The 12560-nt window shown below is 62.1% G+C and carries 10 protein-coding genes; 8 read left to right on the forward strand and 2 right to left on the reverse strand.

The annotated features are described in order from the left end of the window. Window positions 1-169: 169 nt before the first annotated feature. Entirely contained in the window at window positions 170-1099 is a 930-nt protein-coding gene (locus tag MUM_RS0110960; RefSeq protein WP_010169762.1) for a LysR substrate-binding domain-containing protein, read from the reverse strand. A gap of 280 nt (window positions 1100-1379) precedes the next feature. Between MUM_RS0110960 and MUM_RS0110965 the strand changes: the two genes are divergently transcribed. Continuing rightward, window positions 1380-2612 (forward strand): MFS transporter, encoded by a 1233-nt coding sequence (locus MUM_RS0110965; RefSeq protein ID WP_050543204.1) that lies wholly within the window; start codon window positions 1380-1382, stop codon window positions 2610-2612. Here MUM_RS0110965 and MUM_RS0110970 read toward each other — a convergent pair. Next, on the reverse strand, window positions 2550-3464 hold the full coding sequence (locus tag MUM_RS0110970) for a LysR family transcriptional regulator (RefSeq protein WP_010169764.1): 915 nt from the start codon (window positions 3462-3464) through the stop codon (window positions 2550-2552). The genes MUM_RS0110965 and MUM_RS0110970 overlap by 63 nt on opposite strands. Window positions 3465-3578: 114 nt before the next feature. Here MUM_RS0110970 and MUM_RS0110975 point away from each other — a divergent pair, with 114 nt between their 5' ends. From MUM_RS0110975 to MUM_RS0111005, 7 genes are all read left to right on the forward strand, one after another. Beyond that, window positions 3579-4460 carry a HalD/BesD family halogenase gene (locus MUM_RS0110975; protein ID WP_010169765.1) on the forward strand — a complete coding sequence of 294 codons (882 nt, stop codon included), beginning with the start codon at window positions 3579-3581 and terminating at the stop codon, window positions 4458-4460. Between the two features lie 52 nt (window positions 4461-4512). Continuing rightward, window positions 4513-5739, forward strand: coding sequence for a M24 family metallopeptidase (locus MUM_RS0110980; RefSeq protein ID WP_010169766.1), 1227 nt, complete (start codon window positions 4513-4515; stop codon window positions 5737-5739). Between the two features lie 378 nt (window positions 5740-6117). Then, complete coding sequence (locus MUM_RS0110985) at window positions 6118-7743, forward strand: ABC transporter substrate-binding protein (RefSeq protein ID WP_010169767.1); 1626 nt, start codon at window positions 6118-6120, stop codon at window positions 7741-7743. 67 nt (window positions 7744-7810) lie between these two features. After that, window positions 7811-8764 carry an ABC transporter permease gene (locus tag MUM_RS0110990; RefSeq protein ID WP_029615848.1) on the forward strand — a complete coding sequence of 318 codons (954 nt, stop codon included), beginning with the start codon at window positions 7811-7813 and terminating at the stop codon, window positions 8762-8764. Further along, window positions 8761-9597: an ABC transporter permease gene (locus tag MUM_RS0110995; RefSeq protein ID WP_010169769.1), complete on the forward strand. Its 837-nt coding sequence runs from the start codon at window positions 8761-8763 to the stop codon at window positions 9595-9597. The genes MUM_RS0110990 and MUM_RS0110995 overlap by 4 nt, the downstream gene beginning before the upstream one ends. A 2-nt stretch (window positions 9598-9599) precedes the next feature. Beyond that, window positions 9600-11237, forward strand: a complete 1638-nt coding sequence (locus MUM_RS0111000; protein WP_010169770.1) for a dipeptide ABC transporter ATP-binding protein — start codon at window positions 9600-9602, stop codon at window positions 11235-11237. 84 nt (window positions 11238-11321) lie between these two features. Beyond that, a complete protein-coding gene (locus tag MUM_RS0111005) occupies window positions 11322-12491 on the forward strand; it encodes a hypothetical protein (protein ID WP_029615849.1) in 1170 nt (389 codons plus the stop codon). Window positions 12492-12560 lie beyond the last annotated feature (69 nt).

The raw sequence follows: 12560 nt of genomic DNA on the forward strand, positions 1-12560 counted from the left end.
TACCCCTGTGTGCCTTGGCAGTCTCGCCGGAGTGAGGGAACACCGAGCCTAGGCGAGGTGCCGACAGGCGGGGCAGAGCCCTTTGCTTACTTTGGGGCTTTTCCAAAGTGAGTCGCTGTAAGAGCGAAACCATAAGCCGCCGTTACCTGAACAACGGATATGTACACAATCAAACAGCCGCCAAAGAAGGCTCCAACTGCCGCTGAGCCAACCAGATCTCCTCCTGCAACCACTGCGCAAACACCTGCAACTGCGGCGAGTCAGTCTGCTCCGGCCGGGTCACCAACCAATACGACTGGTGCCCCTCCACATGCACATTCAACACCTGCGTCAACTGCCCACTGGCCAACTCCGAAGCCACCATATGCCAATCCGCAATGGTAATCCCCAACCCATCGATAGCCGCCCGGATCGCCAGATCCAGCAGGTCAAACTCATACCCACCCTCGATATCAACCCCACTGATCCGCGCCGCATCCAGCCAATGCTTCCACGTCAGATACCGCTGATCCTCCCGCGCCAACACATGCAGCAACGTCATGCGATTCAGGTCAATCCCGTCACTCCACTCCCGGGCATACAACGACGGTGCACACACCGCGATATGCCGCTCCTGAATCAACAACGAACTGTCCAACCCATCCCACTCCCCATCCCCAAACCGAATCGCACAATCCAGCGTGCTGGTCTCCGCCAGGCTGTCCTGCAACCGCGTGGTGATGCTCAACTCCAACTCCGGATGCTGCTCACGCAACCGCCCCAAACGCGGCATCAACCAGCGATTGGTAAACGTCGGCGGCGCATTGATATGCAGCCGATTGGCATGGGACTTCTGCTGAATACTGCGCACCGTCAGCTCGATTTTGTCGAACGACTGATGCAACGCCCGCAGCAACACCCGCCCGGCGCTGGTCAATTCCAGGTGATGATGCCGACGCTCCAGCAGGGCCTCGCCCAACTGTTCTTCCAGCTGACGCACCTGCCGGCTGACCGCACTCTGCGTCACGTTCAACAGCTCGGCAGCCCGGGTAAAACTGCCGGTACTGCCGGCGACTTCGAAAGCTTTAAGGGCGTTGAGACCGGGCATTTTGCGTTTCATGGACGACACTCGGGAGCACAGGGGAAATAACCTGCACAACATACCTTTTTGTATTGGGTCAGCGGTAGCGCCCCGCGCCGACAGACGATTAATCGCTCCACGCACTGAAGGTGTCGTTTATCGACGCAGACCGTCGCTCACGCATAAATAGCCTGCGTATAACGCATGCACACTAAGACAATTAAGCATTGGTCTCCGCCGCGCTATAAACGCTAGTCTGCCGATGCACTTCTTATTACTTCGCCCTTCTCTTTCGCGATTAACTTATCGAGTCATCGCCATGTCGAACGCACCCGTTTCACCCCGGCGAAGTATTGGCTTGCTGGCACTGGTGTTTACCGCGTGCAACGCCACTACCCACGGTTTCAGTGTGTTCCTGTACTCGGCGTTGTTGCCGCAGATCCGCCTGGGGTTTGACCTCAGTTACAGCCAGGCCGCACTGATTGCCGCGCTGTTGCAGTTGTTCTACATGGGCGCCTCGATTGCCAGCGGCCTGGCGGCGGCGTGGATCAGCCCGCGCAATATGGTGCGCCTGACCATCGTCCTCAGTCCCGCCCTGCTGGCCCTGGCCGTTGCCACGCCGTGGGTGCTGCCCTTCGCCCTGTGCCTGGCGCTGGTGTCGGCCTGTGCAGTGTCGAACTGGAACGCGATTTCGGCGCTGGCCCAGGACGTTATCCCGGCCACGCACCGCAGCCGTGTACTGGGGCTGGCGTCGTCGGGGTCGGCGTTTGCACTGTGCTTGAACGGGCTGTTGATCGCACTGTTGCAAGGGTTGTCCCTGCGGCAGTTCTGGTTGATCTGCGCCGGCTTGACGTTGCTGGTCACGCTGCTGACCCTGTGGGCACTGGCCCCGGTCAAGGAGCCAGCACCGCGCGATACCAAGGCATCCAAGCTGAGTCAGGTGCTACGCCAATGGCTGAAATTGTGTGTGGCGCAACCGGTGGCGATGCAGATCGTGTTGCTCAGCGCGTTTATCGGGGCGATCAGCGGGCCGTTTCTGAATTTTCTCTCGGCGTTCGTCAGCGAGCAGCTACAGGCCAGCGCCTCCGTCACCGGTTCGATGTGGACGCTGATCGGCATTGGCGGTGTCGTCGGCGGCCTGCTGCTGGGCACGCTGGCAGACCGCTGGGGCGCGTTGCGGGTGATGGCCCTGAGTATCGGCGCGTTTGGCCTCAGCATGCTCGGTTTGCTGGGGCATCCCAGCCTGGTGCTGAGCTGGCTGGCGGCCGGGCTGTTCGCGCTGTTTTATTTCCCCTGCTGGGGCTTGATGGCGGCCTACGTCGGCGCCCGACTCACCCCGGTGCAGAGCCTGCAGGTGGTGAGCCTGAGCATGGTCAGCTACGGCCTGGCCAGTGCCACCGGCAATGCGCTGTGCGGATGGCTGCTGCAAGTGACCGGCGAGTTTGCCGTGGTCCACTGCTGGATCGTGGCCTGGGTGCTGGCCAGCCTGTTATTGCTGAAGCGCATGGCCCATCGACAAACCGCCGAGGCGCTGGCTGCCCAGGTGCCCTGAGTGGCCCAATTGCCGGCGTAGTATCTCCACCAGTGCATCCACCTCCGGCACCTGGCAACCGGCTGAGCGCCAGAACATCAGGCGCGCCGGGGCGATCGGCGGGAACCCCTGGCGCTCGTCCAGAATCTGCCAGTCAGGCGGCACCAGGCGCCGCGCCATTACGCCCACCGACAACCCCTGCTCAATCGCGATTGCAATGCCCCGAGGGCTCTGGCTGGTGTACACCACCTGCCACGAGCGCCCGGACTGGGCCAGCGCCTGCACCGCATTCGCACGAAACGCACAGCCCTCGGCGTACACCGCCAACGGCACCGACTGGCGCCCCACACAGCTCCAGCTGGGCGCCGCCACCCACACCAGCGGCTCGTCGCACAGGTATTCCCCGGCTTGCAAACCGGCGTGTTCCACCCCCAGCACCAGGTCCAGTTCACCCCGTTGCAAACGCCCCACCAGGGCCGTGGACATCTCGCAGCACACGTCCGGGCGTACTTGGGCGAATTGCGCCTGGAAGTCCTTGAGCATCCCGCCCAGGCAATATTCGGCGTAGTCCTCGGGCATGCCAAGGTGGATGCAGACCTGCTCGTTGGGCAATTGCGCGGCGCTGACGGCCTCGCTGTGCAGCTTGAGGATCTGCCGGGCGTAGATCAAAAAGGTTTCACCACTGGGGGTCAGGCCCACCGAGCGGCTGGTGCGGCGGATCAGCGGCGTGCCAACGATGTCTTCCAGGCGTTGCAGGCTCTGGCTGACCGTGGATTGGGTTTTGTGCAGGCGCTCGGCGGCGGCCGAGAAACCCTGGCATTCAATAATTGCCACAAACACTTTAAGCAGCGTGCCATCCAGTTCGCCCGACATAACTATCGCCCTCCCCGATGGATTCGATCACAACTTGTAATTTCCACTTTGCACCTCGTTCAGCAACTATCGGTTCAGCCAGAAAACACCAACTGATAGTTCCGGGAGTCTTGCATGAGCCTTCAACTTGCTGACGCTGAAGTGGGCGATATCAGCGACATTATTAATACCGAGCTGTACCCCATACATGATTCGGGCCATGTTCAATTACAGGCCCTGATCGAACACGCGCGGGCCGAACTGGCCGAAGACGGTTGCTGCCTGCTGAAGAACTTCCTGCGCCCCGAGGCACTGGAACAGGCCCGTCTGGAAGGTTTGGCGCTGTCGGGCAAGACGTTTTATTCGGTGCGCAAGGTCAACGCCTACTTCACCGAAGACGACACCTCCCTGCCCCAGGATGACCCGCGCCGCACGTTCATGGAGCGCACCAGCGGCTTTGTGACCCGCGACATGATTGCCCCGGACGCCATCATTCACCGGCTGTACGTATCGCCGATGATGAAACGCTTTATCGGTGCGTGCCTCAATGAGCCGGAAATCTTCGAGTACGCCGACCCGTTCGCCGGGCTGGTGATCAACGTGATGCCCGAAGGCACCGAGCAGCCCTGGCACTTCGATACCAACGAATTCATCGTCAGCATGATGACCCAGAAGCCCGAGGCCGGCGGCCTGTTCGAGTACGCGCCGATGATTCGCTCGCGCACCCAGGAAAACCTCGGCGCCGTGGGCAAAGTAGTACGTGGCGAAGACCGTTCGCGGGTGCAGGAACTGGAGCTCAACCCCGGCGACCTGCAGATCTTCAAAGGGCGTTTCTCGGTGCACCGCGTGACCCGCGTCGAAGGCACCACCGAGCGCAACACGGCGATTTTCGCCTACTCCGAAAAGCCCGGAATCATCGGCCGTGCCCAGCGCACAAAGCAGCTTTACGGACGCCTGTCCGAAGCCCATCTGCAAGCCGAACGCAACCTGGTCCGCAGCGACCAGTTGCTCGACTGATTCACCCCCTCAAAAAAACTAAAAACCGTATTTGCCCTGCGAGGAACACCCCATGAGTCTGTCCGGCCCCAACCGCAACCCCGCCGATTGCGAACCTACCTATGACGAGATCCAGCAGATCCAGCTGGACCGCCTGCAACGGGTACGCAACGAACTGAAAAAACGCGACTACGCCGCCTGCGTGCTGTTCGACCCCACCCACATGCGCTACGCCACCGGCTCGCGCAACATGCAGGTGTACTCGGCGCGCAACCCCGCCCGCTATGCGTTTATCCCGGCAGAAGGCCCGGTGGTGGTGTTTGAATTCGGTGGCTGCCTGCACCTGGCCGAAACCCTCAACACCGTCGACGAAGTGCGCCCGGCCAAGGCCATCTCCTATTACTTCTGCGAAAGTTTCCTGGGCAACGTCACCGCCGACTGGGCCGCCGAAATCGATGAGCTGGTGCGCCAATGCGGCGGTGGCAAACGCATCGCCATTGAAAGCGCGACCTCGGCTGCGGCCTTCGAATTGCAAAAGCTCGGCTATCAGATTTTCGATGCCCAGGAACCCCTGGAACGCGCGCGCTGCATCAAGGTGCCGAACGAACTCAAGATGATCCGCGCCAGCCTGCGTGCCACCGAAGCCGGCGTGCGCCTGATGGAAAGCAAACTCACCCCCGGCATCAGCGAGAACGAACTGTGGTCGCACCTGCACCAGCATGTGATCGCCACCGACGGGGACTACGTCGAGACCCGTCTGTTGTCCTCCGGACCACGCACCAACCCGTGGTTCCAGGAATGCAGCACCCGGCCCATCGAAGCCGGTGACCTGGTGGCGCTGGACACCGACGTGGTCGGGCGTTTCGGCTACTACGCGGACTTCTCGCGGACCTTTCTCTGTGGCGAACAGGCCGCCACCACCAAGCAGCAGGAGCTGTACAAGCTGGCCTACGAGCAGGTGCAAACCAACATGGAAATGCTCAAGGCCGGGCGCAGTTTCAAGGAGTACGCGGAACTGGCCTGGAAGATTCCCGAGCATTACAAAAACAACCGTTACTTCGCCCTCGTGCACGGGGTGGGCATGACCGGTGAATACCCCTACGTGGTGCACCGCGAAGACATTGATGCCCTGGGCTACGACGGCGTGTTCGAAGCCGGCATGACCATCTGCGTGGAAAGCTACATCGGCCATGACGACGGCGGCGAAGGGGTGAAGCTGGAAGAACAGATCTACATCCACGAACACGGCATCGAGCTGCTCTCCGATTACCCGTTCGACCCGCGCCTGTTGTCGCGCTAGATGATCGTTCCCACGCTCAGCGTGGGAACGCATCCCGTGACGCTCTGCGTCACCGTTGCGCAAGGGGACGCGGAGCGTCCGGGGCGGCATTCCCACGCTGAGCGTGGGAACGATCAGGACATGTAACATGCATTTATAGAACGTTCCAACGCAGAATTTGTCGTTTGTCGATCTTTGCGCAAATGACAAAACTGCGGGCATCTCTAATAAAAACAACATGAGAGCTGCCCTATGTCCTATCCCATTGCCACCCTCCCGACTTCGTTGCGCCTTGTTCTTCTGCCGGCTTCACAGAGGTCCCGGCTGCGCCTTCGCGGCGCTTGCCACTGACCCTTGCGGTTCAACAAAAACGCATATTCGCAAGTACCGGAGAGGCTTATGAAAGAGTTGACTACCCTGGACGGCGCCGCGCCGCATCCAGCCGTAAATGATCTGTGTGCCCAAGTCCAAAGCGGCGAAATCAATCGCCGCCAATTCTTGCGCACGGCCGCGCTGCTGGGCATTACCGTCGCCAGTGCCAGCACCTTTCTCGGCTCCGCACTGTTGGGTAACAACGCCCAGGCCGCCGAGCCGCGCCAGGGCGGCAGCCTGCGGTTTGCCTGCGCCATCCAGGAAATCCAGGACCCGATGCTGATCACCTGGATCGAAGCCTCGAACCTGTTGCGCAACTCGGTGGAATACCTGACCTGGGTCGACGCCGAGAACATCACCCACCCGTACCTCGCCGAGAGCTGGAGCCCGTCGGAAGACCTCGCCACCTGGACCTTCAACCTGCGCCAGAACGTGAAGTGGAGCAACGGCGACACCTTCAACGTCGACGACGTGCAGCACAACATCGAACGCTGGATTGCCGCCGACTCCAAGTCGGTGAACCGCACCGCGTTCCAGGACATCAAGGCCTTCGAGAAAGTCAGCGAGTTCCAGTTCCGCCTGGTGCTCAAGCGGCCGATCCTGGCGATCCCGGAAATGCTCAACGCCTTCACCTGCGCCATCGTGCACCGCAGCTTCAAGGCCGGTGACGACTGGGCAAAAAACCCGCTGGGCACCGGGCCGTTCAAGCTGGTGTCGTTTGCCGTCAACAAGCAGGCAACCTTCGCCAAGCGCGCCGACTACTGGGGCAAGCCGGCGAATCTCGACGAGCTGCGCTACGTGGACATGGGCACCGACGTGTCCACCCACCTCGCTGCCCTGCAAGCCGGGCAAGTGGACGTGCTGTACCGCGTGACCGTGGCCGAACTGGACCTGGCCAAGCGTTTGCCCGGCGCGCAGTTGCTCACCTGCAAATCCGCGCAAACCGTGGTGATGCGCATGGCCTGCGACCAGAAGCCGTTCACCGACCTGCGCATCCGCAAGGCCGTGGTGCTGTGCGCCGACAACGCGCAGATGCTGAAGATCGCCTATCGCGGCATGGGCACCCTCGGTGAAGACCATCACGTGGCGCCCTCCCACCCCGAATATTTCCCGCTGCCCAAGCGCAACCGCGACGTGGCGGCGGCGAAGAAGCTGCTGGCCGAGGCCGGTTTCCCGAACGGCATCGACATCGACCTGATCGTCGGCAACACCCAGGGCCGTTATGAGCAGGACTGCGCGCAGATCCTGCAGCAGAACTGCCTGGAAGCCGGGATCCGCATCAACCTCAAAGTGATCCCCGCCGCGCAGTACTGGCCGATCTGGGACAAGGCCGCCTTCAGCCTCACCTACTGGGCCCATCGCCCGCTCGGTGTGATGTCCCTGGAGCTGGCCTACCGTGGCGGTGGTGCCTGGAACGAAAGCCATTACAGCGACCCGGCGTTCGATGCCGCGCTGGACAAGGCCATGGGCATTATCGACCCGAAACAGCGTGCGCTGGCGATGGAAAACGTCGAGCGCATCCTGCAGGACGCGTGCGTGATCGTGCAGCCGTTCTGGGGCGACAAGTTCACCGCCGTGAGCAAAAAGGTCCAGGGCTTCCAGGTGCACCCGTCCGACTTCTACCCCATGGACAGTGTGTGGATGAGCGCTTGAGTTAGCCGCGCCCTCCTCCCTGCCCGTACGCGGGCAGGCATCCCTTGAACAGTCGGAGCATGCACCCATGGCTCATTTTCTTATGCGCAAGTTATTGGCGCTGGTGGCGACCCTGCTGTCGGTGTCACTGATCGTGTTCCTGGCCCTGGAACTGAATATCGAAGACGTCGCCATCAACGTCCTCGGCCCCTACTCCGCCGCCGACCAGCGTGCGGCGTGGCTGGTGGAACATGGCTACAACCAACCCTTTGTGTGGCGCTACCTGGTGTGGCTCAAGGACTTTGTCAGCGGTGACTGGGGCACCTCGGTGTACTTTCGCGAATCGGTGATCAAGCTGCTGCTGCCGAACCTCGCGCAAACCCTGACCCTGGCCGGCCTGGCCTTGCTGGTGATGGTGCCGGTGGCGTTGACCCTGGGCGTGCTTGCCGGGATTCGCCAGGGCTCGGCGCTGGACCGCCTGGTGTCGTTCCTGTCGATCGTCACCACCTCGATTCCCGACTTTGCCAGCGCGGTATTCGTCTCGGCGATCTTTGTGTTCTGGCTCAACTGGCTGCCCGGTGTGAGCAGCATGAGCGAAGGCTTCAGCGCCGTGCAATTGGTGCTGCCACTGATGGTGCTGTGCCTGTTCGGCATCGGCTATCTGGCGCGGATTACCCGGGCCTCGATGGTGGAAGTGATGCAGGCGCCGTACATCCGCACCGCGCGGCTCAAGGGTGCGTCGACCTCACGCATCGTGCTGCGTCACGCCCTGCGCAATGTGCTGATCGCGCCGGTCACGGTGATCATGCTGTACATCCCGTGGTTGCTGTCCAACGTGATCGTGGTGGAGGTGTTCTTCGCCTACAAGGGCTTCGGCTCGCTGCTCTACACCGCCTCGCTGAACCATGACGTGTACCTGATCGAAGCCTGCGCGATGGTCAGTGCGGTGGTGGTGGGCATCACCAAGATCTTCTCGGACCTGGCCTACACCTGGCTCAACCCGCGCATCACCCTGCGCAGTCTCGGCGGAGGCGCCCAATGAACCTGCTGCATTCCTTCAAACATCCGTTGGCCTTGCTGGGTTTGCTGCTGGTGGGCGGCTGGGTGCTGATCGCGCTGTTCGCCCCGTGGATCGCGCCCCATGACCCGCTGGAAAGCTTCACGCCCTTGCTCACCCCAATGACTGCCGGCGACAACGGCCAGAGCTTTCTGCTGGGCACCGACATGATTGGCCGCGACATTCTCTCGCGGCTGATCTGGGGCACCCGCACCGTGTTGTTCTGGTCGATCCTTGCCACCCTCACCGCCTTTGCCGTCGGCATCGCCATGGGCCTGTGCGCCGGTTACTTCAACGGCTGGGTCGACAGCGTGCTGTCGTATGTCGCGGACACGGTGCTGTCGTTCCCGGTGCTGGTGTTGTACATCGTGATCATCATCGCCCTCGGTGCTTCGGCCCTGAATATCCTGATTGCGGTGACCTTCACCAGCGCGCCGGCGATCTTCCGGATCATGCGCGCCCTGACCATCGACATTCGTTCCCGAGACTACGTGCTCAGCGCCATCACCCAGGGCGAAGGGTCGCTGCGGATCATGCTGGTGGAAATCCTGCCCAACTGCGGCGGGCCGCTGATCGTCGATTTCTGCCTGCGCATCGGCTACACCGCGATCATGATCGGCGCCCTGGGCTTCCTCGGCCTGGGCCTGCCGCCACCGACCCCGGACTGGGGCGGCATGATCAACGATGGCCGCGCCATGGCTATCGCCTTCCCGCACCTGGTGATCTTTCCGTGCATCGCCATCTCCACCCTGATGCTGGGCCTGAGCCTGTTGGCGGACGGCCTGGATGAACACGCCCAGAAAGGCGCAAGGACTTGAGCATGAACCACACACAAGTGCTGCGGGTAGAGAACCTGTCCATCGAACTGCCCGCCGGCGCCGACCGCAGCCATGCGGTGCAGGGCATCAGCCTGGAGGTGCGCAAGGGCGAAATCCTCTGCGTGATCGGTGAGTCCGGCTCCGGTAAATCGGTGCTGTCGGCGGCAATCATGGGCGACTACGCCAAGGGCTTGCGGCATACCGAAGGCGTGATCGACTTTCTTGGCGATGATATTTGTACCCTCGATGAGGAACGGTTGCGCCAGTTGCGGGGCAACCGCATCGCGATGATTTTCCAGGAGCCCATGGCCGCGCTGAACCCGGCGATCCGCATCGGCAAGCAAGTTGAGGAAATCTTCGATATTCACGCGCCGCAGATGCCGGCAGCCGAACGCCGCGAGCGCATGTTGGCGTTGCTGGAATCGACCCAGCTGCCGGACCCGCCGCGCATCGCCAACAGCTTTCCCCACCAGTTGTCCGGTGGCCAATGCCAGCGGGTGGTGATTGCCATGGCGCTGGCGATGAACCCGGATTTGCTGATCGCCGACGAACCCACCACCGCGCTGGACGTGACCACTCAGGCCCAGGTGCTGAAACTGGTGCGTGAGCTGCGCGGTCGCGGGCAGCACGGCATTCTGTTTATCACCCATGACTTCGGCGTGGTCGCGCAGATCGCCGACCGTATCGCGGTGATGGAAGGCGGCCGGCTGGTGGAAATCGGCGAGCGCGACCAGGTGCTGAATACACCGGCCCACGCCTACACCCGCAAGCTGATCGCCGCCGTGCCGGCGCTGCATCCGGAGTTGCACACGCCGAGTGCCGACGGCGAGATGGCACTGCGCATCGAGCACCTGACCAAGACCTACACCGTTGGTGGCAGCTCGGTGGCGGCCTTGCGCAATGTCTCGCTGCAGCTGCCACGGGGCAAGACCCTGGCGATTGTCGGTGAGTCGGGCTCGGGCAAAAGCACCTTGGTCAAAGCCGCGATCCGCCTGGTGGACAGCGACAGCGGCCATGTGTGGGTCGGCGACACCGATTTCCTGGCCCTGCGCGGCTCGGCGCTGGCGGCCAATCGGCGGCGTATCCAGATGATTTTCCAGGACCCCTACGGTTCCCTCAATCCCCGGCACAGGGTAGGCGACATCATCGCCCGTGCTGCGCAACTGCGCGGGTTGTCGGCCAAGGATGCGTGGGCCGAAGCCGGTGACCTGCTGGAACAGGTGGGTCTCAAGCGCGACGCCCTCAAGCGCAAGCCCCGGCAGTTCTCCGGCGGCCAGCGCCAGCGCATCGGCATCGCCCGCGCCCTGGCGATGCGCCCGGAAGTGTTGATCGCCGATGAGAGCGTATCGGCCCTGGATGTGTCGGTGCAAAAACAGGTGCTGGAACTGTTGGCCGAACTGCAGCAGCGGCTGAACCTGAGCATCCTGTTTATCACCCACGACCTGCGGGTGGCGGCGCAGATCAGCGACTACATCGCGGTGATGCGCCAGGGCGAAGTCGTGGAGTACGGCACCGCCGAACAGGTACTGCTGCGGCCCCAAAACACCTACACCCAGACCTTGCTGGCCGCCGCCCCCGGCGCCTCGGAGCTGCCCGCCGCCGGCCCGCCGCTGCGGCTGATTCGCCCCCAGGCCCAGTGAGTCAACCCTTTACCCCGCGTCGCAGCGTTCGTTGCGGCAAGGGGCTGCTGTTGCCAAAAAATAACCAATAACGAGAGCAAAACCATGCGACCAACCCTTCGATACATCGCTCTGGTCCCTGTGCTCGGCGCCCTTGCGGCACCGGCCATGGCCATTCAAGTCACCGACAACCTGGACCTCGGTGGTGCCGTGCGCGCCCGTTGGGACTACGACCCGGATCGCGGCATCCAGAAGTTCGGCCTCGACACCGCGTTCCTCAGCGCCAAGTACAACTCCGACACCTGGATCGGCGAGGCGCAGTACCGGTTCTACGGGCGCTCGTACCCGTACCAGTACACCAAGAACTACGGCGATATCCAGTTCGCCAAGTTCGCCTGGGTCGGCTACAAGTTCAACCCCGACCAGCAGGTGCAGGTGGGTCTGAACACCGTGCCGTTTGGCTTGCAGCCGTACTTCGGCAGCACCTTCTACGAAACCCTGGGCAACGTCATTGGCCTGGAAGATGTGCAGCAGGTCGGCGCCAAGTACATCCAGCAGAGCGGCGACTGGAACATCCAGGCCGGTTACTACCTGCGCCCGGCGTGGCAAGGCAAAGGTACGAGCAAGGGCGTGACCTATTCCAGCGTGATCTCCGAAGCCGACAGCTATGTGGGCGACGGCAGCAACAACCAGGAACGCAACACCGTGGTGGTGCGTGTGGCCAAGGCCATGGACCTGGGTAACTGGAAGTCGGAAGTCGGGCTGTCCGGCCTGACCTCCACCCTGGAAAACAAGGACACCAACAACGATGGCCGGCGCAACGCGGTGGCTATCCACTACCTGGGCAAGAACGGCCCTTGGGGTGTGCAATTGCAGGCGGCACGGCAGCAGATGTCACCGCGTAACCCGGGCACCGACAGCGTGGTGACGCTGGGCGGTTACGACGGCACGTTCAACGTGGCCAGCCGGGGTAATTTGTATGTGGCAGACCTGAGCTATGACGTGGGCGGCAAGTACCTGTTTGACCAGATCAGCGGCGTGAAGCTGTATGCCAACTACAGTGCGTTTGACAAGTCCGAGGATCAGTTCAAGACCTCGCAGCGGGTGATCCTGGGGACGTCGTTTTCCGTCAGCAAATTGTGGGTAGCGACAGAGTGGTTGATCGGCAAGAACGATCCGTATATTGGTGGGAGCAGCTATACCGAGAGTCTGGGGGCCGGGGGGAGTAACCAGTGGGAGAATCAGTTGTATATGAACATTGGCTACTACTTCTGACTTAAGCTCTGTAGCGCTTTAACTGGCCTCATCGCAGGCAAGCCAGCTCCCACATTTGATCGGCGCCGC

The sequence above is a fragment of the Pseudomonas sp. PAMC 25886 genome (genome assembly GCF_000242655.1).
GTDB lineage: Bacteria > Pseudomonadota > Gammaproteobacteria > Pseudomonadales > Pseudomonadaceae > Aquipseudomonas.